Here is a 20,617-nt window from a genome sequence, read left to right on the forward strand (position 1 = left end):
AGCCTCGTCCGGCCGGGCGAGAATCGACATGTGAGCAATGCGGACGGTTCCGGTCCCGGCGGTGAGCCACCGGCCTACGGGGCAGGGGACACCCCGATCTACTGGGCACCGCCGGATCAGCAGGGTGTGCGGTACCCGGACGCGGCGGGGACACCGACCGCGCCGCCTGACCACAGCCGCCGGAACCTCGCGATCCTCGGTGTCGTCGGCGTGGCGATCCTCGCCGTGATCGCGGTCGCGGCGGTGCTGATCGTGCGGATGGCCCTGACACATCCGACCTCCGAGCCCGTCGCCTCGGAGCCGCCGCCCAGCCCGGTCGCCCAGAACGCGACAGACTGCACCCACAGTGTGTCGAGCGGCGAGGTACCGACGACGGGCATGGTTTCGGCGGGCGGTCTGGCCTTCCCGCAGAACATCGCACCGGATTGGCGCCCCAAGGCCGAGCACCGGGTACCCAACTCGATCGATGCGGTGTCGCTCGACGAAACGGTCCGCGAAATGCCCGAGACGGATTGGATCGGGCAGCTCACGGTCGGCATCACCAACTTCGCGCCGTCGTTGAGCCTTGCCGATCAGGCCGAGCTGATGCTGAAGTGCATCGTGGCCAGTGAGCTGTACGAGGGCACGGCTCCCGTGGTCGGTGACGTGACGCCGACACCGGGCCGGCTCGACGGCACGCCGATCAGCCAGATCGACGTCCCGGTCACCGTCACGATCTCCGACCCGACCATCCGGGGCGACGACGTCATGCTCGTCGTCGTCGGCACCAGCCCCACCACGTACTTCCTCGGGGTGTCACCGATCGGCGACCCGGGTCGCCGCGCGGTGGTCGAGACGGCCAGGAAGGAATTGCACATCACCGCGCTGTGAGCCGCGGGCTACGACGGATTCTCCGAACCCTCGGTCGAGGTCAGCGCATCGAGGAAGGCCCGCGCCCAGCGGTCGACGTCGTGCGCGAGCACCTGGCGGCGCAGCGCGCGCATCCGGCGTCTGCCTTCCTCCGGGTCTTGACCGAGCGCGGCCTCGATCGCGTCTTTCACGCCCTCGAGGTCGTGCGGATTGGTCAGATACGCCTGGCGCAATTCGGCTGCGGCGCCGGTGAATTCGGAGAGCACGAGCGCACCGCCCAGATCACTGCGGCAGGCCACGTACTCCTTGGCGACCAGGTTCATGCCGTCCCGCAGCGGTGTCACCAGCATGACGTCGGCGGCGACGAAGAACGCGATCAGCTCGTCGCGCGGCACGGGCCGGTGCAGGTAGTGCACGATCGGGTGGCCGACCTCGCCGTACTCCCCGTTGATGTGGCCGACCTGCCGTTCGATGTCCTCACGCATCGCGATGTAGCTCTCGACACGCTCGCGGCTCGGCGTCGCGAGCTGCACCAGAACGGTGTCGTCGCGTTTGACCCGGTGTTCCTCGAGCAGTTCCGAGAACGCGCGCAACCGCACGTCGATGCCCTTGGTGTAGTCGAGCCGGTCGACGCCGAGCAGGATCTTGCGCGGGTTTCCGAGCTCGGCGCGGATCTGCCGGGCCCGTTGCCGGACTGCGCGGTTTCGGGCCTTGCTGTCGAGGTCGGTCGAGTCGATCGAGATGGGGAACGCGCCGACCTTGACGGTGCGGAAGCCCACCTGCACCTCGCCGAACCGGGAGCGCACCCCGACCGAGGCCCGGGTCGCGTTGGCGCCGACCAGCCGCCGCGACAACACCAGAAAGTTCTGTGCGCCGCCGGGCAGATGGAAGCCGACGAGGTCGGCGCCCAGCAGGCCCTCGACGATCTCGGTGCGCCACGGCATCTGCATGAACAGTTCGACGGGCGGGAACGGGATGTGCAGGAAGAACCCGATGGTGACATCGGGCCGCAGCATGCGCAGCATCTTGGGGACGAGCTGGAGCTGGTAGTCCTGGATCCAGACCGTTGCGTTGGGTGCGGCCGCGCGTGCGGTCGCCTCGGCGAACCGGCGGTTCACCTCGACGTAGCTTTCCCACCATTCCCGGTGGTACTCGGGTTTGACGATCAGGTCGTGATAGAGCGGCCAGAGGGTGCCGTTCGAGAAGCCCTCGTAGTAGTCGGCGACCTCTTGGGCCGTCAGGCGTACCGGGTGCAGTTCGAGATCGTCTTCGACGATCGGTTCCTCAGGACTGTCCGGGATTCCGGCCCAGCCGATCCAGGCGCCCCGACGCTTACGCAGCAGCGGCTCCAAGGCGGTCACGAGACCGCCGGGGCTCCGCTTCCACGCCGTGCTGCCGTCGGGCAACCGCTCCATGTCGATCGGAAGGCGATTGGCCACCACGACGAAGTCGGAATGGCCGGACACGGCCTTTCGGCCGTCGTCCGGACTCACTCAGGCCTCGGTTTTCGACGGTCCGATACCGAGCATGGACAGGAACATCCGACACTCGTCGGCGTCGTTCGCGTAGGTCGCGACAACCCGGCGCGCCTGACTGGCGGTGCTGTCGGCCAACGGTTCGACGTCGCCGAGATCGGCGGGATCAGTTTTTGCAGCCATACCTCAACTCTATGCGACCGGGCATGTCGCGGCCGATTCGCTCGGGATCAGCCGATCGAGCCGTGCACCGTGGGGCTGCTGCCCACACTCGACTCGGGGTTGACCGCCGGGCCCTCGGACTGGGCTTCCTCGGCGAGACCGATGCACTGGCCGGTGTTGGCGCCGGTGCACGGGATGGAGCCGCCGCCGCCCGGCACGTTCACCGCGGGCAGGTCCGGATTGCCGGAGACGGGGCCGATCGAGCTGCTGGAGTTGGGCACGGTGTGCGGCAGGCACACGCCGGTGTAGAGGTCTTCTTCCTCGCCGGCAGGGCACGCCACGGCCGGAGCGGACGACACGGGCACGGTGAAGGCGGTGATCACCGGTGCGGCGGCCGCTGCGATCGCAAATCCGCCGGCAAGGATAAGTCGTCGCATCGAGAACGGGAAGGTCGCCATCGTCACGCTTTCTGTAGTTATTTGACAGTTATTTGACTGTCTCGTCGGGAGGATTCTATGGAAGCTGGCAAGAATCTGCATTAGTTCTGCCAGTCCCCTGGAAACCTCAGGGGCTCGCGCTGATCGTCGAGCGCGGAACAGCCTCCGGACCTGCCGCTTCAGCCTCTTCGGCAAGGCCTATGCACTGGCCGGCGTTACGGCCCGTGCACGGGATACCGTCAATCGCGGGGATATCGGGATTGCCTGGAATCGCCGAGAACGGCGAAGGCGAATTGGGCACCAGAAATGGTGTGCACGACGTGGTGTAGACGTCTTCTTCTTCGCCACTCGTACACGCGGCATTCGCGGTCGGCGTAACACCCGGCAGGAGCGCGAGCGCAGCGGCACCTGTCACGGCGGCCGCGAATCCCGCGGCCAGGAGATGGCGTGGTGTCACCCCAGCAGTCTAGGACTGCTGGGGGTCAGCTGTACGGACTCTGGAGACTCGCTGTGTCCTCAGCCGATGCTTCCGGTGACCGTGGGGCTGCTGCCCACCGTCGACTGTGGCACCGGCTGCGGTCCCTCGGACTGCTGCTCCTCGGCCAGGCCGATGCACTGGCCCGAGTTGGCGCCCGTGCACGGGATCGAACCGCCGCCACCGGGGATGCCAACCGAGGGCAGCGGCGAGTTGGGCACGAGGTCCGGAACGCACGCCGTGGTGAACGTGTCCGCACTCTCCCCGTTGGGGCAGTCGGCCAGCGCGGTGGCGGGGACCGTGAACATCGCGACCGCCGGTGCGGCGACCATCGCGATGGCGAGGCCGCCCGCGGCGATGAGTCGGCGCGCTGAAAGCTGGGAAATGGCCATGTCTCTCGTACTCTTTCTACGGGGTTCAAACTACTTTGCTAGAAGCAGGGTGGCGGTGGCTTGACCGCCGCTGGCCACGATGTCTCTGGTGCTCGACATGCTACTCGCGGCAACGGATATGCGTGGTGTGATGCTTTCGCATCGTCATGTCTTGACAACTGCTGTGAAGCGACTGTCAAGTAACTGTGATACCGGGTGTGGTCGGGTTCGGCGATACACGTAAGGTGCAGTTTGTTAAGTCTGTAGCCCCTGCCAGCGAGGTGGTCCGACATGGCCGAATCCGAAGACGAGCCCCGCCAGATCGCTTACGAGACCCTCGATGAGGGCCGCATCGCGCGCATCTGGCTCAACCGGCCTGCCGCGCAGAACGCCCAGACGCGCACGCTGCTGGTGCAATTGGACGAGGCGTTCGCCCGGGCCGAGGCCGACGACGATGTGCGTGTGGTGATCCTCGCGGCGCGCGGCAGGAATTTCTCGGCCGGTCACGACCTCGGTTCGGAAGAGGCGCTCGCCGAACGGGAACCCGGCCCGGGCCGGCACCCGACGTTCGCCGGATACGGCGCAACGGCGGCGGGTGTCGCCGAGCGTACGTATCTGCAGGAGTGGCACTTCTACTTCGAGAACACCAGGCGCTGGCGCGATCTGCGCAAGATCACCATCGCGCAGGTACAGGGCAACGCCATCTCGGCGGGGCTGATGCTGATCTGGGCGTGCGATCTGATCGTCGCGGCCGACGACGCCAAGTTCAGTGACGTGGTCGGAGTGCGCATGGGTATGCCAGGCGTCGAATATTACGCCCATCCTTGGGAATTCGGCCCCCGCAAGGCCAAAGAGCTTTTGCTGACCGGGGATTCGATCGACGCCGACGAGGCGTACCGGCTCGGCATGGTGTCGAAGGTGTTCGCGCGCGACGAGCTCGAGGACAAGACGCTGGAGTTCGCCCGCAGGATCGCCGAGCGGCCGACCATGGCCGCGCTGCTGATCAAGGACTCGGTGAACGCCGCGAGCGACGCTATGGGCTTCACCGAGGCGCTGCGTCACGCGTTCCACATCCACGAACTCGGGCATGCGCACTGGGCCGCGGCCAACGAGAACCGGTTCCCCGTCGGGTTGCCCCCCGACGTTCCGGATTGGCGCACATTGGGCGCACCGAAACCGGCCCGGCGTGATACACCTTGACTTAACGAGAACCTGTTCTAGTTTCGGTAAGGGGTACAGCAGTGCAGCTGTCGTTGGCGGACCGTGTGTATCTGGTGACGGGCGGCGGTAGCGGTATCGGCAAGGGTGCCGCGGCCGCCATCGTCGCGTCCGGTGGAAACGCCATGCTCATCGGCCGCAACGCCGACAAGCTCAGCGCCGCGGCCGACGAGATCGCCGCGGCGGGCGGCCCGGGATCCGTGCGCTACGAGCCCGCCGACGTGACCAGTGAGGATGAGGTCAGCCGGGCCGTGGCCGCGGCGACTGCGTGGCACGGCCGGCTGCACGGCGTGGTGCACAGCGCAGGTGGATCGGAGACCATCGGGCCGATCACGCAGATCGACTCCGAGCTGTGGCGCCGCACCGTCGACCTGAACATCAACGGCACCATGTATCTGCTCAAGCACGCGGGCCGCGAGCTCGTGCGCGGCGGCGGCGGATCGTTCGTCGGCATCTCGTCGATCGCGTCGAGCAACACCCACCGCTGGTTCGGCGCATACGGCGTGAGCAAGGCTGCGCTCGACCACCTGCTGAAGCTGGCAGCCGACGAACTCGGCCCGTCCTGGGTGCGCGTCAACAGCATCCGCCCCGGCTTGACCCGTACCGAGATGGTCGGTCCGATCTTCGAGATCCCGGCGGCCGCCGACGACTACAAGGCCTGTACGCCGCTGCCCCGCTTCGGCGAGGTCGAGGACATCGCCAACCTCGCGGTGTTCCTGCTCAGCGACGCCGCGAGCTGGATCACCGGTCAGGCGATCAACGTCGACGGCGGCCACGGGCTACGCCGCGGGCCCGACATCTCGGGCATGCTCGAGCCCATGTTCGGCGCCGACGGGTTACGCGGCGTGGTCGCCGAATAATTCTGGTATGCAAGCACTTATGTTGAAGATCGCACCACCACGTGACTGCGATCTTCTACGTTGACGAATCTCAGGCCGGGTGATCCGCGCCGGCCTCCCACGCGCTGAGCGCCCCGACCGCCGACCAGTCCAGTTCACCGCCTCCGGTGGCCAGCAGGGTCAGGAACCGGTCGCGCAGCAGGCTGGCCACCGGTAGCGGCACCTGCAGTGCCTCGCCCGCGCTCAGCGCGAGCTTGACGTCCTTGAGGCCGAGCGTCGCGGCAAAACCGGCCGGGGTGAACTGATCGCGGGCCAGCAGACCGCCGTAGGTCCGGTACACCGGAGCGTCGAACAGCGTCGACGTCAACAGGTCCAGGTACTGCTGTTTGTCGACACCGGCCTTGCCGACCAAAGCCATTGCCTCGCCGACCGATTCGATCACCGAGGCGATCAGGAAATTGCCGCTGATCTTCACCAGGTTGGCAGCCTTGGGCTCGACACCGAGGACGAAGGTGCGCTGTCCGACGGCGTCGAACACCGGCGTCACGGCGTCGACCGCGGCTTGCGCGCCCGCCGCGACGACGAAGAGTTTGGCGGCGGCAGCGGCCTCGGGCCGTCCGAACACCGGTGCGCTGACGAATCCCTGGCCGGCCTCGGCGTGGGCCTGGGTGAGGCGTTCGGCCAGGTCGACACTGATGGTCGACGACGAGACGTGGACGGCACCCGCGGGCAGTGCGGCCAGTACGCCGTCGGCTCCGAACGTCACGGCTTGCACGGCCTCGTCGTTGGCCAGCATCGTGATCACCACGTCGCCGCGGCACGCCTCGGCCACCGACGTTGCCGGTCGCGCCCCCTTGGCCGCGAGTGCGGCCACCTTGTCAGGGGACCGGTTGTAGGCAGTGACCTCGTGACCTGCGTTGAGCAGATTGGCGGCCATCGCCGCGCCCATGTTGCCCAGGCCGATGAATCCGATCTTCATACCTCCACTTGTACCGGCTACGTTGGCCAGGGGAGGAAGCATGAAGTTCTCGACAGTGATGTTCCAGGACGGCAACAACACCGGGATCGAAGTGCCTGCCGGCGTCGTCGAGGCGCTCGCCGCGGGCAAGCGCCCGGCCGTGGTGGTCGACGTGAACGGCTACCGGTACCGATCGACGGTAGCCCCGATGGGCGGCAAGTTCCTGATCCCGTTCAGCGCCGAGCGGCGCAAGGAGTCTGGCATCGGTGGTGGCGACGCGATCGACGTCGAGCTGACCGTCGACACCGAACCGCGCACCGTTGTCGTGCCCGACGATCTCCGGGCGGCCATCGACGGGTCACCGGGTGCCGCGGCGAACTGGGAACGGTTGTCCTACAGCAGGCAGAAGGCGCACGTGACAGCGGTGGAAGGGGCCAAGGCCGCAGAGACCCGGGCCCGCCGCATCGCGAAAGTCATTGCTGAGCTAGCGGTTTGAGCTCGTTTTCACATGCGCGATGCACCGCGTTGACGATGCCCTGGTAGCCCGTGCAGCGGCAGAAGTTGCCGGACAGGCCTTCGCGGATCTCGGCGTCGGTTGGCGTGGGGTTGTCTCGCAACAGTGCGGTGATCGACGTGACGAATCCCGGCGTGCAGAAGCCGCATTGCAGCCCGTGACATTCCTTCAACGCGGCCTGCACCGGTGACAACTGTCCGTCGGGGCCTGCGATGCCCTCGACGGTGGTGACTTCCTGGCCGTCGGCCTGAACGGCGAACATCAGGCAGGACCGCACCGCCTGACCATCCAGCAGCACCGTGCACGCCCCACAGGCGCCGTGCTCACAGCCCAGGTGGGTTCCGGTGAGTCCGCAGATCTCCCGCAGGAAGTCGGCCAGCGTCATCCGTGGTTCGACGATGCCCTGACAGGCCCGCCCGTTGACCGAAATCACAACCGGCAGTTCATGCATTGCACGCCTCCATGCTCGCTTGCTTCCAGGCCCGGGCCACCATCGCGGCGCCGACACGCGTGCGGTAGGCCGCCGACCCCTGCAGGTCGGTGGGCACGTCGGTGAGCTCGGACATCGCCAGCCGGCCGATCTCCTCATCGGTGATGCTGCCGATCGGGGAGCCGAGCACGGCGGCCTCGGCCGCGGCGGCCCGTTTCGCGGTGGAGCCGAGCCCGAGCAACCCTATCCCGCACCGCGAAACCCGGTTGTCGTAGTCGAGCTGAATCCCGACGACTGCGCCCGCGATCGCGAAATCGCCGTGCCTGCGGGCGAACTCCTGCACCGCGAATCCGCAGCGCCCCGGCCACACCGGGAACCGCACTGCCGTGAGGATCTCGTCGGAGGCCAGCGACGTCTCCCACAGGCCCGTGAAGAATTCACCGGCCGGGATCTCCCGCGTGCCGCGTGGGGACGTGGCCTCGATGGTCGCGTCGAGTGCGAGCGCGACGGCGGCGTACTCGGCCGCGGGATCGGCGTGGGCGATCGCGCCGCCGAGGGTTCCGCGGGTGCGGATCTGGAAGTGCCCGATGTGGGGCGTGGCCAGGGTCAGCAGTGGGACCGACTCGGCCACTTCGTCGTCCATGCCGACCAGTGCGTGCGGCGTGGCCGAACCGATCCGGACCTCGTCTCCCCGGCGATCGATGTCGTTGAGTTCGGTCAACCGCGATATGTCGACCAGGTTGTCGAAATGCGTGAGCCGCATGGCCAGCATCGGCACCAGGCTCTGACCGCCCGCCAGGATCTTTGCGTCATCGCCGTATTCGCCGAGCAGCCGCACGGCCTCGGCGACGTCGGCGGGCCGGTGGTAGGCGAACGCGGCGGCTTTCACGACACCAGCCGAAGCAGGGCCGCGTGCAGATCGTCCGACGACAGCTCGGTGCGTTTGCGACCGGCCCGGCCGAGCAGGAACCCGGCCACGCCCGCGGCGGCGACCGCGCCGATCACCGGCGCGAACCGCTTGGCCATCGGTACCGCCATGACCTTGGCCAGGGCGAGTGCGTTGATCGGGGCGCCCGGTTGAGACTCGGCGGGAGCTGTTGTGGCGGACGCTGTTTCATCCGACGGTCCACCGCGCAACTCGCCCTCGAGGCGCTCGGCGAACTGGTCGATCAGGCTGCCCGCGACGTCGGCGAGCACGCCGCGGCCGAACTGCGCGGCCTTGCCCGAGATCGCCAGATCGGTGGTGACCACCACCAGGGTGCTGCCGGCGGCTTCTTCCTTGAGTTGCGCAGTAACGACGGCCGACGCGCTGCCGTTGCCGCGGGTCTCCTTGCCGTTGGCTTTGAGCACCACCCGTTGCGCGGCCGGATCCTTCTCCTGGAAGGTCGCATTGCCCTGGTAGGCCACCGTGATGGGGCCGACTTTGACCTTGACCGCGCCGGTGAAGTCGTCGCCGTCGACGCTCAGCAGCGTGGCGCCGGGCAGGCACGGCGCCACGCGTTCGACGTCGGTCAGCACCTCCCAGGTTTTCGCCGCCGGTACCGCGACCCGGAATTCGTTGTTGAGCTCCACGGCTAGTGGTCCTTCCGTTCGGATCGTTCGAGTGCCGCGACGATGGCGGCGGGGCTCGCGGGCAGCGTGGTGAGGGTGACCCCGAGCGGGGCAAGTGCGTCGTTGATCGCGTTGATGACCGCGGGGGCCGATCCGATGGCGCCGCCCTCGCCCGCACCCTTGTACCCGCCGACGCCGGGTCCGGGGATCTCGACGTGGCCGTACTCGATCGTCGGGACGTCGGTGGCCGTCGGCAACAGGTAGTCGACAAACGTTGAGGCGAGCGGGTTTCCGGCGTCGTCGTAGGATAGCTGCTCCAGCAGGGCGCCGCCGATGCCCTGTACGGTGCCGCCGGCGATCTGGCCCTCCACGACGTTGGGGTTGATCATCGGGCCGACGTCTTCGCTGACGATGTAGCGGGTGATGTCGACCCGGCCCGTTTCCAGGTCGACCTCGCACGTGCAGGCGTGCGTGGCGTTGGCCCAGTGGATGGGCGCGGTCGGCGGCGCGGTGAACCGGGCGGTGGCCTCCAGACTGGCCGATACGCCCGGCGGCAGCTGCTGCGGTTCGTAGTGCGCACGGTAGGCGAGGGCCGCGAACGTCACGTTCTTGTCGGGATCGTCGCGCACCGTCGCCTTCGATCCAGCGAGCTCGATCTGCTCCGCATCGACACCGAGGTGCGCCGCGGCCATCGCGAGGAGTTGGTTGCGCAGGATCGCGCCGGCCTCGTTGACCGCGCCCGCGGTCATCGGTGCGCTGCGGCTGCCCTGCGTGCCGGCGCCGTACGGTGTCACGGCGGTATCGCCCTGGATGGTCGCGACGTCGTCGATGTCGGCGCCGAGTGTGTCGGCCGTGAGTTGAATGACGGTGGTCTCCAGGCTGTTTCCCGTGGATCCGCCGTTGACGTAGACGTTGATCTTTCCGGTCGGTTCCATCCGGATGGTGCAGCCTTCGGAGGCCAGGTGGCCGGTGGCCGCGCCGGTCGGTTCGATGTAGGCCGAGAAACCGAGCCCGAGGTAACGACCGTGCGCGAGCGCTTCGGCCTGTTCCTTGCGGAAGCCCTCGTGATCGAGGATCTTCACGGCCTGTTCGAACGTCTCGATCGGCGCGACGTGGTCGTACGGCATGCCGTTGGGGTTGAAGTACGGCATCTCGTCGCGACGCAGCAGGTTCCTGCGGCGCAGCTCGACCGGGTCCATGCCCATCTTCCGGGCCGCGATGTCGAGAAGGATTTCCCGCGAGAGGGTTTCGTACTGCCAGGGCCCGCGGTAGGCGTGCAGGCCCGCGGTGTTGGAGAACAGCGTCTTGTAGTTGAAGCTGGCTTTCGGAACCCGATACGGGCCCGGGAAGAACATGCCGATCGCCGCGGTCGTCAGCACCGGGTACGGAGTCGGGTAGGCACCGACGTCCTGGATGAAGTCGATGTCGGCGGCCAGGATCGCGCCGTTCTCGTCGAACGCCATCCGGACGTCGCCGTCGACGTGGCGGGATTGCCCCGCCGACATCAGGTTTTCGCGCCGGTCCTCGATCCACTTCAGCGACGCCGGTACTTTGCGCGCGGCCAGCATGATGCACATGTCCTCGCGCATCGGGACGACCTTCTGCCCGAAGCCACCGCCCGTGTCGCGCATGATCACCCGGACGTGCTGGGCGGGTATGCCCAGCAGTCGCGCGGCGAACGCGCGCAGTTCGTGCGGGGTCTGGGTGGACGCCCAGATGGTCAGTTCACCGTTGGCCCACTCGGTCACCATGCCGCGGGTCTCCATCGGGACCGGCACGTACATCTGTTGGTAGATGTGTTCTTTGACCACATGTGCCGCGGAGTCGAAGGTCTCCTCGTCGGGCGGTGCCCCGCCCATACCGCCCGCGTTGTTGTCAGGGTACGCGGAGTGGACGCTGACGTCGGACGTGAGCGCCCGACGGAAATCGGCGACGGCAGGCAGCGGCTGGTAGTCGACTTCGACCAGATCGACGGCGTCTTCGGCGACGTACCGGCTCTCGGCGATCACGAGCGCGACGGGATCGCCGACGAACTTCACCTCACCTTCGGCCAACGGCGGGCGAGGGGTGTCCGGCATGTCCTTGCCCGCGACGGCATGCCAGGCCTCCTTGACCTCGTGGTTGAGATCCGCGGCCGTGAGCACCGCGTGCACACCCGGAAGTGCTGTCGCCGCGGTGGTGTCGACGCCGTTGATCGTGGCCCGCGCATAAGGGCTGCGCACGAAACAGGCGTGCAGCATGCCGGGCCGGACGATGTCGTCGACGAAGCTGCCGCGGCCGGTGAGCAGCCGGGTGTCCTCGACTCGTTCGACCCGCCTGCCGGCGTAGCGCGTGGCCACGGTTCCCGGTGAGGCTGACACCATACGATCGCTCCCATCCGTCGGTTACTTCTGCGCGTAAGTACACGCCGTCGGCCACGTGAACATCGCTTCAAGAGTGCCGTTATCGTACAACGGAAGGGAACATGCCAGAAGTGGAGAGTGGCGTTTCCGGTCCATGCCTGTGTTCGAATCGTCGGGTGCGACGGATTCTTGCGGGGTTTGTCCTGCTGTGCGGCTTTGTCGGGATGCCGAAGGCGGCGGCCACGCCGGCAGCGGCAGCCGGACTGGTCGACGTGCGCACCGTCGTCAGCGACGCGGTCGTCGACCTGCGCTACGCCACGCCCGACAATTTCGTGGGATTCCCGCTCTATCCCGCCGACGCCCGCTGCCTGGTTCACGAGTCCCTGGCGCCAGGGCTGGCCGCGGCCGCCGCCGCGTTGCGACCCGATGTGCTGGTCTTCTGGGACTGCTATCGCCCCCACGATGTGCAGGTGCGGATGTTTCAGGCCGTGCCCAACCCGAACTGGGTCGCCAAACCTGGCGCATATGCCCGCAGCCACGAGGCGGGCCGATCGGTCGACGTCACCATTGCCGGCGCCGACATGGGTACGGGGTTCGACGATTTCTCGCCGCGAAGCCTCGCGTACGCCACCGAAGGCGTCAGTCCGTCGGCGCAGCGCAACCGCGCACGGTTGCGTGATGCAATGCAGACCGGTGGGCTGACGGTGTATGCGGGGGAGTGGTGGCACTTCGACGGGCCCGGTGCGGGCGACCCGCGCCCGATTCTCGACGTGCCGGTCAACTAGACGAGGGTGAACGGGGCCGGCGGATGTCCGAGCCAGATCCGCCGCGACTTTTCCTCGGGATAGGTCGTGGTGGTGGACGGTGCCGCGAGGATTCGGGTCGCTCTCTGGTCTGTGTTGTAGCGCGTCCATCCGGGTTGGCCTGCCGTGATGAACCGAACCCAGGCCTGCCGGAGTTCGTCCGACACCGCACGGGCGTCGGACGTCGGGTGGTCGCCGAAGAAGTACCTGCCGGTCGGACTGTCGAGGGTGGCGAAGGCCAGAGGCACGTCGGTGCTGTGACAGGCTCCGAAATCCCCTGCGGCATAGGCGAGTTCGAAGAGGTAGCTGTCGCCTCCGGCTTCGGCGTTTGCTTCTGCCAGCAGCAGCGACGGCATGCGGAAGGTGGCATCCGAGTACACCACCTCCACGAGTTCCTCCGGATCGGCGTCGGGAAAGGCGCGGCGGTATGCGTCCGGGCCGTCCGGGCGCGGCGCGAAGACATCCATCGCCGTGCGCGCGTCGGCGTCGGTGAAGGTGCCCCGAACGCCCATCGTGATGCTGAAAAGCCGGAATTCGTCCCGAGTATGGCCGGCGAGCAGATCGATCCCGGCGGCGCGACCGTCGGCCAGGGCGGCCCAGGGGGTGTCGGCGAGGAGTTCTCCGTCGATCACCGGGCAGACGGCGATGCCCAGGTGAGCGAGGCGGCCCCAGCGTTCGCGATAAGCGGGCATGTCGACGCACAGCGCGGTGACCTCGTCAGCCAGCCGCTGCGGAGCGACGGTGGCGAGCCCGTGCGGGGTGGGTGGGACGCCGAGGCGGTCCGCGAGCGTAGCGGTCACTTCTTCGGCCAGCGCCGGCGTGCAGTGCAACCCGGGAACCGAGTGGGTGATGGCCCGGTGAAACAGCGGGCGGGCACGGGGGATGGCGAGAAGGGAGGCGACCGACCCCGCTCCGCCGGACGTGCCGGCGATGGTGACGCGGGTCGGGTCTCCGCCGAAGCCGCCGATATTGTGCTGAACCCATTCCAGCGCCGCGATCTGATCGAGCAGGCCGCGGTTCGGCGGAGCACCGTCGATCAAGGCGAAACCTTCCGCGCCCATCCGGCATTGGACGCTGACCACCACGATGCCGGCATCGGCCAGGGCGGTGGGATCGGTCATCGGGTCGGCCGCCGTGCCGGCCATGTAGCCACCGCAGCACAGCCACACCAGCACCGGCAACCCCGTCGTGCCGAGGTCCGGCGTGCACACGTTGAGTGTCAGCCAGTCCGTTTCCGGGGACGGGTCGGCCTTCGGGCCTGGGCCCGACTGCGGTGGCGGCGGACCGAATTCGACCGCGCTCCGAACGCCGTCCCACGGGGCAGCAGGCACGGGAGCGGCGAAACGCAGCGCCCCGACCGGGGGCTGCGCGTACGAGATGCCGCGGAAGACGGCGTGGCCCCGCCGCAGGCGTCCCTCGATGATCCCCTGCGTTGTTCGGACTTGCGGATGTCCGTGCATGCTTGCTCCGTCTGTTCGTTGCGCTTCAACGGTAATCAGCCAAGTGTATTATTTCGACTGTATTGGAACAGCGGAGGGGACGTGCCGAAACAGGTCGATCACCGCGAGCGTCGCGAAACGATCGCTCGCGCTCTGTGGCGTGTGGTGGATCAACGCGGGGTTCTGCGGCTGAGCCTGCGGGAGGTGGCGGCGGAGGCCGAGATGTCACACGGCCAACTCCAGCACTACTTCGCGAGTCGTCAGGATTTGCTCACCTTCGCGATGGACTTCGCTGCCGAGCAGACAGCTGCGCGTGTGGCACATGGTCTGCAGGCGCTCGGCGCGGCGCCACACCCTCGAGACGTCCTGCGATTGACGCTCGTCGAAATGCTGCCGCTGCACGACGATGCGCGTGCGACGAGCCGGATGAATGCCGCTTACGTGCTCGAAGCACTGCACGACAACACGATTCGCGACCGTACACGCGAGGGCCTACGTCAGGGACGGGAACAGGTCAAAGCACTCATCGCGCAAGCGATCACTGATGGAAATATCGCTCGCGATCGCGACGCGGACACCGAGACCGACCGCATCCTGGCGTTGACCGGCCTGACACCCCTTCTCGACCTGGAGGTCATCACACCCGGCGCGGCCCTCGCCGCGATCGATCAGCATCTCGATGAGCTGTTCACGGCGTAGGGCTCGCCAGACCGTTGATGTGATCGGCACGTTCCTTAGCGGGCCAATCTATGTCAGCATGGATGACAAGCAACGGTCGGCATATTCCGATGCGCCTGGAGTCGATATGGATATTGTCAAACTGATCCTGGGTGCCGCGCTGGTAGCCATGTGTGCGCTCCCGATCACGCCTGTCTCACCCGCGGCCGCGCAGCCGTGTCCCGATGTCGAAGTGGTGTTTGCCCGCGGCACCTATGAGCCGCCCGGCGTCGGTGGGCCCGGCCAGTCGTTCGTCGACGCGCTGCGCGCCCGCACCGGAGAACGGTCGGTCGAGGTGTATCCGGTGAACTACGCGGCCAGCGGAAACTTCGGCGACAGGATCGAGTTCGCCCGTACGGTCGTCGACGGTATCCGCGATACGGCCGACCACATCGAGGCCACCGCGCGGGACTGCCCCAACACCAAGGTCGTGCTGGGCGGGTACTCGCAGGGCGCGGTCGTGGCGGGCTACGTGACGGCAGCCACCGTGCCGGACGGGATACCGCCTGAGTACAAGCAGTACATCCCGGATCCCATGCCGCCGGAGGTGTCCGATCATGTGGCTGCCGTCGTGCTGCTCGGCACGCCGTCCGACGAGTTCATGCGCGATATCGGGGCACCGGCGATGGTGATCGGGCCGCGGTACAAGGACAAGACGATCGAGCTGTGCGAGCCCGGTGACACCATCTGCGACGGAACACCGGCCGGCGCGCCGAGCTTCGCGCACGGGGCCTATGTGTTCAACGGGATGCCCGCGCAGGCGGCCGATTTCACCGTGGGCCGGCTCTGAGCTGATAACGATTTGAAACCTCAACGATTGCAATGTGATACGTGAGCCGGGGATCTTTGCTGGGGACCACTATGTTCACTAGGTGCACCGTCGAACGGCCCTCAAGATCCCGCTGGTTCTGGCAGCATCAGCGGCACTGACCACCCTTCCGCGCGCCACCGCCGCGGCCGGCCAATGGCCGGTTGAGCGTGCCAACGCCTGGTACCAGGCGCAGGGCTGGTTGGTCGGCACCAACTTCATCACGTCCAACGCGATCAACCAGATCGAGATGTTCCAGCCGGGCACGTACGACCCGCGGCGCATCGACAGTGAGTTGGGGGCTTGCCGGCTGCTGGGGTTCAACACTGTGCGGGTCTTCCTGCACGATCTGCTGTGGGCGCAGGATCGCAGCGGCTTCCAGAATCGGTTGGCGCAGTTCGTCGCCATCGCGGCGCGCCAGAGCATCAAGCCGCTGTTCGTGTTCTTCGACTCGTGCTGGGATCCGAACCCGCAGTTGGGTGCTCAACGCGCGCCGACCCCAGGAGTGCACAACTCGGGATGGGTGCAGAGCCCCGGCGCGCAGCGCATCGACGACCCCCGCTACCGGCCCGTGCTGCAGGACTACGTGATCGGGGTGATGAGCCAGTTCCGCAACGACAACCGCGTGCTCGGCTGGGATCTGTGGAACGAGCCGGACAATCCCGCCAAGCAGTACCGCAAGGTCGAGCGCAAGGACAAGATCGACGCCGTGGGATCACTGCTGCCGCAGGTATTTCAGTGGGCGCGGTCGGTCAATGCGGTGCAGCCGTTGACGAGCGCGGTGTGGCAGGGCAGTTGGGAACCCGGGCAACGCAGCGAAATGGACAGCTTCCAGCTCGACAACTCCGACATCATCTCGTTCCACTCGTACGCGGGCCCCACCGAGTTCGAGAACCGCATCGCCGAGCTCGCGCCACTCGGGCGCCCGATCCTGTGCACCGAATACCTCGCGCGAGACCAGGGCAGCACCCTCGAAGGCGTGCTGCCGGTTGCCAAGCGGCACAACGTCGGTGCCTACAGCTGGGGTTTGGTGGCAGGCAAGACCCAGACCTATTTCCCGTGGGATTCCTGGGACAAGCCCTACACCAGCGTCCCGAAGGTGTGGTTCAGCGACCTGCTGCGGCCCGACGGGCGGCCCTACAAGGACAGCGAATACCAAACCCTGCGGCAGCTGACCGCGCGCGTCTAGAACAGGTCGCCCGCGTCACCGAGCATGGCCTTGCGGATCAGCGGCAACGGCAACGGCCCGAGCTTGACGAACGCGTCGTGGAAACCCTTGAGTGAATACGCGTCGCCCAACTTCTTCTGGTAGTCGTCGCGCAGCTTGAGAATCGCGAGCTTGCCCATGGTGTAGTAGCCGTACGTGGCGTCCGACGTGCCGCGTTTGGCCTCTGACTCGGCCACGGGTGCCGGCTGGTAGGCCTGCTCGACAAACATCCGCTGGGCCTGCTCGACCGTCATGCCCTGCGTGTGCATCTTGATGCCGACGATGAACCGGACGTCACGCAGCAGCGCATCCTGGAGCTGGGCCAGCCGGTAGCGGGGGTCGTCGGCGTGCAGGCCTTCGTCGAGCATCATCTGCTCGCAGTAGTGTGCCCAGCCCTCGAAGTTGCTTGCGGCGCTGAACACCTTGCGGACGTCTGACGGATAGTCCTTCGCGTACAGAAACTGTACGTAGTGCCCGGGCCACACCTCGTGCACCGACACGTTGCTGATCGACGCCCGGTACCACTGCGACATGAACTCGTCCTGCTCATTCTTCGGCCAGGACGGATCGGGCAGCGTCATGTTGAAATACGCCTCGGTCGCGACCTTTTCGAACGGTCCGGGGATGTCCATCGACGCCGAGGTGGTGGCGCGCAGGAACGGCGGCGTTTCGACGACCTTGGCCGGTGGCGCCGGCGGGACGTCGATGATCTGCTTGCCGCCGACGAACCGGGCCAGGCTGTCGAGGTTGCCCTGCGTCACCGCCAGCACCTCCGACGGCGGCGGGAAGTCCTTCTGCACGTCGGCCAGCACGTCGAGAGCCGGTTTGGCCGGGTTGATCTTCCGCGCAGCCTCGGCGAACGCCTCCTGGTTGTGCTTCAGGTCGTTCTCGGCGACCGACAGCAGTTCGGGCAGCGGCGTGGTGATCATCTCGTCGGCGTCGAGCACCTTCCGGTAAGTGTCCGCGCCGTACGCGAACGAACCGTGCGAGCGCGGCAGGAGGTCGTTCTCCAACCAGCCTTTGTAGTCGTCGAGCGCGGCGATCACCGCATCGTTGGCGGTCTTGAACTCGGCCAGTAGCGCTTGGTCTTTCACGTCGGCGAACGCGGCGGGCACATCTGTGGCGAAGAAGTCGCGGTTGCCGTCGAGCTGATCGATCGCGATCTCGGTGTAGATCCGCGGCGGGTTGTCGAGATTCTCGCGGGCCTGTGCAAGCGCGTTCGGCATCAACTTCAACCGGCTGGTCAATGAGCGCAGGCGCTGTTCGGGCGGGGCGAAGTTCCGGGAGATCATCACGAACGCGTCGTTGGTGATGCCGCTGCTGTACGTGTCGGGATCCTTGGCCCACTGCCGGACGACCTCGTCGCGCAACAACATTCCGTCGAGCGCATGCTTGGTCTGCTCGAGATCGAGTTGCGCGTTCAGCGTCAGCGTGTCGGCATCGACGCCGTCGAGGCGTGACCGGAACGATTTGACGGCCTCGGCGTCGGCCGCGATCGCATCGGCCGAGTAATCCGCGATCTTGTCGTCGTACTTGTGGATCCCGAGGTACGTCGCGTTCGACGGATTCTGCTTGTAGGTGTACTCGAGAATCTCCGATGCGAGCCGGCGAAACGCCTCGTCGCCGGATCCGGCGTCTTGCCTATTACATGCCTGTAGGAAACCGATGGCGAGCAGCACTACCGCGAGCGTTGACCCCAGACGCCTCATGCCTGGAGGCTAAGGCACACGTCTTGCCGGCGTCTACGTCGACTCAGCGGTGGACCCGGTAGCGCACGTGCGTCGCCCACGGTGAATGTTCGGTTTCCAGCAGCGTGAGCTCATTGACCGTGGTGTCGTCGAAGATCCGCTCACCCCGGCCGAGCAGCACCGGGATGATGTCGAGGGTCAGCTCGTCGAGTTCACCGGCCGCGAGCGCCTGCCGTACCGCGGACGCACCGCCCGCGATGTCGACGTCACCGTCGCCCGCTTCGCGGGCCTGCGCCAGCGCGTCGGCGATGCCGCCGGTGACGAAGTGGAACGTGGTGCCGCCGCGCATCTCGATCGGCTCATGCTCGAAGTGGGTGAGGACGAATACCGGTGCATGGTAAGGCGGTTCGTCACCCCACCAGCCGCGCCACCGCTCGCCTGCCGCCGCCCACTCGCCACGGATCGGCCCGAACATGTTGCGGCCCATCACATATGCACCGCGTGGCCGCAGCAGGCGGGCGGTCCACCGCGCGTCGACCTCGTGCTGGGGCTGATCGAGGTGCCACTGGTGCAGCCGCATTCCGCCGAGGCCGATCGGGTTGTCCCGGGACTGGTCGGGGCCCGCGACGAAGCCGTCCAGCGAGATCGACATGTGCGAAGTGGTGAATGTCATGACAGATGAGACCATCGGTGCGGCGAAACCTCATCGGGGCAGAGCCAAGGGTGTTCAGTACGACTGCCCGTCGGCATACCGCTGTCGGCGATAGTGGCGCCCGTTGCCACGATTGCGACTCTTGTACGTCGGCAGCTGGGAGTCGCAGTTCGGGCAGACCAGCCGCAGATTCTCCCGGCGGTTGTTCGTCGGATCCCCGTCGATGTGGTCCAACACCAGCGCCAGGGACAGGCCCTGCCACGTGGTGTCTCCACCACAGATCGCGCAGCAGCCCGATTGGGCATCGGCGAGGTATTGCCGAATGTAGTGATCATGATAGGTCGCGACGAACGCCTCGCCGGTTTCGAGCCAACGTTTCGTATGCGCTTGGCGGCGGGCCAACGCCTGACATGCGTTACTGCAGTAGACCTTTTGGCTGCGCTTCGACAGAGGTGAACCGCAAGCTAGACATGACCTCATGAGCGGACATTACGACGGGCTACCGACAAGCGGCGCCCGCCGGAATGGAGCCTCCTATCGGGATTGAACCGATGACATTCCGCTTACAAGGCGAACGCTCTACCACTGAGCTAAGGAGGCAGGTGGAACGCGCTACATCCTAACGGGTCACATCTCCTGGTCGATGACCCGCTGGGACGCGACCACACGGGCTGCGGTGCGGCGGCGTTGCCGGGACAGCGGGATGCGGTCGGCGATGTTGCTCAGTGGGTTGACCACCGCGGTCAGCGACAGCACCGCGTCGTGCAGGGTGTCGACCATGGGTGCGAGCGCTTCCAGGCCGGGCACCAGGCGGTTGAGGGTGTCGGAGAGGTCGACGAGCTTGGCCAGCGGCCCGTCCGGATCGGCCAGGGTCTCCAGCAGGCCGTCGTCGGCGAGCAGTTTGTCGACGACGCCGTCCTCGCGCAGCAGGCGTTCGATGAGGCCTTCGTCGGCGAGCAGTTGATCGGCCAGCCCGCCGGGGGAGACGACCCGCGACAGTGCGCCGTTCTCTGTGGTCAGCCGGTCCATCAGACCGCCCTCGGAGGTGACCTGGTCGACCAGGCCGCCTTCTTGCAGGGCCCGGTTCACGGGTCCGGTCTCTGCGAGCAGTTTGTCGGCGACACCGTCTTCGCGCAGGATCCGCTCGATGATCCCGTCCTTGGCGAGCAGTCGGTCGGCCAGACCGCCTGGGGCCAGCACCCGTGACACGACGCCGTCTTCGGCGGTGAGCCGGTCGGCGAGGCCACCCTCGGCGGTGATCTGATCGACGAGGCCGCCCTCGGCCAGCGCGCGTGACACCGGCCCGGTGTCGGAGTTCAGCCGGTCGAGCAGTCCGCCGGGCTTGGTCAGCTGATCGACCAGGCCACCCGGTTGCAGTAGCTGGTTGAGGGGACCGTCGGGCGCCAATGCCCGCCCGATCGGTGCGTCGTCGTCCATCAGGTGGGCCAGCCGGTTTGCTCGGGACACCGCATCGTCGAGTCCGAGCAGGCCTGCCACCGAGGGCTTGCCCTGGATGGGGTTGGCGTCGTTGAGGGACCGTTGTACGACGTTGAGGGTGCCTCCGGCGATGCCGAGGCCGAGGTCGGCGACGGCCAAACCGACCTTGACGGGGGCGGTGGCGACCTGGACCAGGGTTTTGCCGAGGTTCATGGCGCCCAGTGTAGGCGGGTGTGGTCGCGGTC

The 20,617-nt window shown here is 67.0% G+C and carries 23 protein-coding genes and 1 tRNA gene; 8 read left to right on the forward strand and 16 right to left on the reverse strand.

The genetic code is table 11. The annotated features are described in order from the left end of the window. Positions 1-30: 30 nt before the first annotated feature. Positions 31-870 (forward strand): hypothetical protein, encoded by an 840-nt coding sequence (locus G6N67_RS17405; protein ID WP_036429999.1) that lies wholly within the window; start codon positions 31-33, stop codon positions 868-870. An 8-nt stretch (positions 871-878) separates the two neighbouring features. Here the strand turns inward: G6N67_RS17405 and G6N67_RS17410 are convergent, their stop codons facing one another. The 5 genes from G6N67_RS17410 to G6N67_RS17425 all read right to left on the reverse strand — a co-directional run bounded on the left by G6N67_RS17410 (position 879) and on the right by G6N67_RS17425 (position 3,790). Beyond that, the gene (locus G6N67_RS17410; protein WP_036429997.1) at positions 879-2,342 is read right to left on the reverse strand and encodes an alpha,alpha-trehalose-phosphate synthase (UDP-forming); all 1,464 of its coding nucleotides are present in this window, start codon (positions 2,340-2,342) and stop codon (positions 879-881) included. Further along, entirely contained in the window at positions 2,343-2,507 is a 165-nt protein-coding gene (locus G6N67_RS38805; protein ID WP_110798355.1) for a hypothetical protein, read from the reverse strand. Between the two features lie 47 nt (positions 2,508-2,554). Further along, positions 2,555-2,944 carry a hypothetical protein gene (locus G6N67_RS17415; protein ID WP_036429995.1) on the reverse strand — a complete coding sequence of 130 codons (390 nt, stop codon included), beginning with the start codon at positions 2,942-2,944 and terminating at the stop codon, positions 2,555-2,557. 106 nt (positions 2,945-3,050) lie between these two features. After that, the gene (locus G6N67_RS17420; RefSeq protein WP_073907038.1) at positions 3,051-3,380 is read right to left on the reverse strand and encodes a hypothetical protein; all 330 of its coding nucleotides are present in this window, start codon (positions 3,378-3,380) and stop codon (positions 3,051-3,053) included. 59 nt (positions 3,381-3,439) lie between these two features. Then, positions 3,440-3,790: a hypothetical protein gene (locus G6N67_RS17425; RefSeq protein WP_036429993.1), complete on the reverse strand. Its 351-nt coding sequence runs from the start codon at positions 3,788-3,790 to the stop codon at positions 3,440-3,442. 270 nt (positions 3,791-4,060) lie between these two features. Here G6N67_RS17425 and G6N67_RS17430 point away from each other — a divergent pair, with 270 nt between their 5' ends. Further along, a complete protein-coding gene (locus tag G6N67_RS17430; RefSeq protein ID WP_036429991.1) occupies positions 4,061-4,969 on the forward strand; it encodes an enoyl-CoA hydratase in 909 nt (302 codons plus the stop codon). 41 nt (positions 4,970-5,010) lie between these two features. After that, a complete protein-coding gene (locus G6N67_RS17435; RefSeq protein WP_036429989.1) occupies positions 5,011-5,847 on the forward strand; it encodes an SDR family oxidoreductase in 837 nt (278 codons plus the stop codon). A gap of 70 nt (positions 5,848-5,917) precedes the next feature. On the opposite strand, the gene G6N67_RS17440 is transcribed toward G6N67_RS17435, so the two are convergent. Then, the gene (locus tag G6N67_RS17440) at positions 5,918-6,805 is read right to left on the reverse strand and encodes an NAD(P)-dependent oxidoreductase (RefSeq protein WP_036429987.1); all 888 of its coding nucleotides are present in this window, start codon (positions 6,803-6,805) and stop codon (positions 5,918-5,920) included. 40 nt (positions 6,806-6,845) lie between these two features. Here G6N67_RS17440 and G6N67_RS17445 point away from each other — a divergent pair, with 40 nt between their 5' ends. Continuing rightward, positions 6,846-7,280 (forward strand): YdeI/OmpD-associated family protein, encoded by a 435-nt coding sequence (locus tag G6N67_RS17445; RefSeq protein WP_036429985.1) that lies wholly within the window; start codon positions 6,846-6,848, stop codon positions 7,278-7,280. Here the strand turns inward: G6N67_RS17445 and G6N67_RS17450 are convergent. Genes G6N67_RS17450 through G6N67_RS17465 form a run of 4 tightly spaced genes read right to left on the reverse strand, consistent with a single transcriptional unit; the run spans position 7,258 to position 11,642 of the window. After that, positions 7,258-7,749, reverse strand: a complete 492-nt coding sequence (locus G6N67_RS17450; protein ID WP_036429983.1) for a (2Fe-2S)-binding protein — start codon at positions 7,747-7,749, stop codon at positions 7,258-7,260. The two genes, G6N67_RS17445 and G6N67_RS17450, sit on opposite strands and share 23 nt — an antisense overlap. Then, positions 7,742-8,617, reverse strand: a complete 876-nt coding sequence (locus G6N67_RS17455) for an FAD binding domain-containing protein (RefSeq protein WP_036429981.1) — start codon at positions 8,615-8,617, stop codon at positions 7,742-7,744. The genes G6N67_RS17450 and G6N67_RS17455 overlap by 8 nt, the downstream gene beginning before the upstream one ends. Beyond that, on the reverse strand, positions 8,614-9,300 hold the full coding sequence (locus tag G6N67_RS17460) for an SRPBCC family protein (protein WP_036429979.1): 687 nt from the start codon (positions 9,298-9,300) through the stop codon (positions 8,614-8,616). The genes G6N67_RS17455 and G6N67_RS17460 overlap by 4 nt, the downstream gene beginning before the upstream one ends. Before the next feature lie 2 nt (positions 9,301-9,302). Next, positions 9,303-11,642 carry a xanthine dehydrogenase family protein molybdopterin-binding subunit gene (locus G6N67_RS17465; protein ID WP_036429977.1) on the reverse strand — a complete coding sequence of 780 codons (2,340 nt, stop codon included), beginning with the start codon at positions 11,640-11,642 and terminating at the stop codon, positions 9,303-9,305. A gap of 203 nt (positions 11,643-11,845) precedes the next feature. Here G6N67_RS17465 and G6N67_RS17470 point away from each other — a divergent pair, with 203 nt between their 5' ends. Next, positions 11,846-12,406 (forward strand): M15 family metallopeptidase, encoded by a 561-nt coding sequence (locus G6N67_RS17470; protein ID WP_110798354.1) that lies wholly within the window; start codon positions 11,846-11,848, stop codon positions 12,404-12,406. Here the strand turns inward: G6N67_RS17470 and G6N67_RS17475 are convergent. Beyond that, entirely contained in the window at positions 12,403-13,884 is a 1,482-nt protein-coding gene (locus tag G6N67_RS17475; RefSeq protein WP_036429971.1) for a carboxylesterase/lipase family protein, read from the reverse strand. The genes G6N67_RS17470 and G6N67_RS17475 overlap by 4 nt on opposite strands. Positions 13,885-13,965: 81 nt before the next feature. On the opposite strand from G6N67_RS17475, the gene G6N67_RS17480 reads away from it, so the two are divergent. The 3 genes from G6N67_RS17480 (at position 13,966) to G6N67_RS17490 (ending at position 16,577) form a co-directional block, all read left to right on the forward strand. Next, positions 13,966-14,562, forward strand: a complete 597-nt coding sequence (locus G6N67_RS17480; RefSeq protein WP_036429970.1) for a TetR/AcrR family transcriptional regulator — start codon at positions 13,966-13,968, stop codon at positions 14,560-14,562. 106 nt (positions 14,563-14,668) lie between these two features. Further along, positions 14,669-15,370 carry a cutinase family protein gene (locus G6N67_RS17485; protein WP_036429966.1) on the forward strand — a complete coding sequence of 234 codons (702 nt, stop codon included), beginning with the start codon at positions 14,669-14,671 and terminating at the stop codon, positions 15,368-15,370. Between the two features lie 82 nt (positions 15,371-15,452). Beyond that, on the forward strand, positions 15,453-16,577 hold the full coding sequence (locus G6N67_RS17490; protein ID WP_036429964.1) for a glycoside hydrolase 5 family protein: 1,125 nt from the start codon (positions 15,453-15,455) through the stop codon (positions 16,575-16,577). On the opposite strand, the gene G6N67_RS17495 is transcribed toward G6N67_RS17490, so the two are convergent. The 5 genes from G6N67_RS17495 to G6N67_RS17515 form a co-directional block, all read right to left on the reverse strand. Next, positions 16,574-18,304, reverse strand: a complete 1,731-nt coding sequence (locus G6N67_RS17495; protein WP_036429962.1) for a DUF885 domain-containing protein — start codon at positions 18,302-18,304, stop codon at positions 16,574-16,576. The genes G6N67_RS17490 and G6N67_RS17495 overlap by 4 nt on opposite strands. A gap of 43 nt (positions 18,305-18,347) precedes the next feature. Next, positions 18,348-18,956 (reverse strand): dihydrofolate reductase family protein, encoded by a 609-nt coding sequence (locus G6N67_RS17500; protein WP_036429960.1) that lies wholly within the window; start codon positions 18,954-18,956, stop codon positions 18,348-18,350. 54 nt (positions 18,957-19,010) lie between these two features. Beyond that, the gene (locus G6N67_RS17505; RefSeq protein ID WP_036429958.1) at positions 19,011-19,415 is read right to left on the reverse strand and encodes an HNH endonuclease; all 405 of its coding nucleotides are present in this window, start codon (positions 19,413-19,415) and stop codon (positions 19,011-19,013) included. A gap of 45 nt (positions 19,416-19,460) precedes the next feature. Further along, positions 19,461-19,535 (reverse strand) — tRNA-Thr (locus tag G6N67_RS17510). Positions 19,536-19,562: 27 nt separating this feature from the next. Then, positions 19,563-20,585, reverse strand: a complete 1,023-nt coding sequence (locus G6N67_RS17515; RefSeq protein WP_036429956.1) for a hypothetical protein — start codon at positions 20,583-20,585, stop codon at positions 19,563-19,565. Positions 20,586-20,617 lie beyond the last annotated feature (32 nt).

This window comes from Mycolicibacterium mageritense (assembly GCF_010727475.1).
Classification (GTDB): Bacteria; Actinomycetota; Actinomycetes; order Mycobacteriales; family Mycobacteriaceae; genus Mycobacterium; species Mycobacterium mageritense.

What these genes read in the sequence shown, in the direction of transcription:
- G6N67_RS17470 (WP_110798354.1), top strand. Translation starts at nt 11,846, where the DNA reads ATGCCGAAGGCGGCGGCCACGCCGGCAGCGGCAGCCGGACTGGTCGAC.
- G6N67_RS17415 (WP_036429995.1), bottom strand. Translation starts at nt 2,944, where the DNA reads ATGGCGACCTTCCCGTTCTCGATGCGACGACTTATCCTTGCCGGCGGA.
- G6N67_RS17440 (WP_036429987.1), bottom strand. Translation starts at nt 6,805, where the DNA reads ATGAAGATCGGATTCATCGGCCTGGGCAACATGGGCGCGGCGATGGCC.
- G6N67_RS17465 (WP_036429977.1), bottom strand. Translation starts at nt 11,642, where the DNA reads ATGGTGTCAGCCTCACCGGGAACCGTGGCCACGCGCTACGCCGGCAGG.
- G6N67_RS17475 (WP_036429971.1), bottom strand. Translation starts at nt 13,884, where the DNA reads ATGCACGGACATCCGCAAGTCCGAACAACGCAGGGGATCATCGAGGGA.
- G6N67_RS17485 (WP_036429966.1), top strand. Translation starts at nt 14,669, where the DNA reads ATGGATATTGTCAAACTGATCCTGGGTGCCGCGCTGGTAGCCATGTGT.
- G6N67_RS17450 (WP_036429983.1), bottom strand. Translation starts at nt 7,749, where the DNA reads ATGCATGAACTGCCGGTTGTGATTTCGGTCAACGGGCGGGCCTGTCAG.
- G6N67_RS17505 (WP_036429958.1), bottom strand. Translation starts at nt 19,415, where the DNA reads ATGAGGTCATGTCTAGCTTGCGGTTCACCTCTGTCGAAGCGCAGCCAA.
- G6N67_RS17495 (WP_036429962.1), bottom strand. Translation starts at nt 18,304, where the DNA reads ATGAGGCGTCTGGGGTCAACGCTCGCGGTAGTGCTGCTCGCCATCGGT.
- G6N67_RS38805 (WP_110798355.1), bottom strand. Translation starts at nt 2,507, where the DNA reads ATGGCTGCAAAAACTGATCCCGCCGATCTCGGCGACGTCGAACCGTTG.
- G6N67_RS17445 (WP_036429985.1), top strand. Translation starts at nt 6,846, where the DNA reads ATGAAGTTCTCGACAGTGATGTTCCAGGACGGCAACAACACCGGGATC.
- G6N67_RS17515 (WP_036429956.1), bottom strand. Translation starts at nt 20,585, where the DNA reads ATGAACCTCGGCAAAACCCTGGTCCAGGTCGCCACCGCCCCCGTCAAG.
- G6N67_RS17425 (WP_036429993.1), bottom strand. Translation starts at nt 3,790, where the DNA reads ATGGCCATTTCCCAGCTTTCAGCGCGCCGACTCATCGCCGCGGGCGGC.
- G6N67_RS17430 (WP_036429991.1), top strand. Translation starts at nt 4,061, where the DNA reads ATGGCCGAATCCGAAGACGAGCCCCGCCAGATCGCTTACGAGACCCTC.
- G6N67_RS17500 (WP_036429960.1), bottom strand. Translation starts at nt 18,956, where the DNA reads ATGACATTCACCACTTCGCACATGTCGATCTCGCTGGACGGCTTCGTC.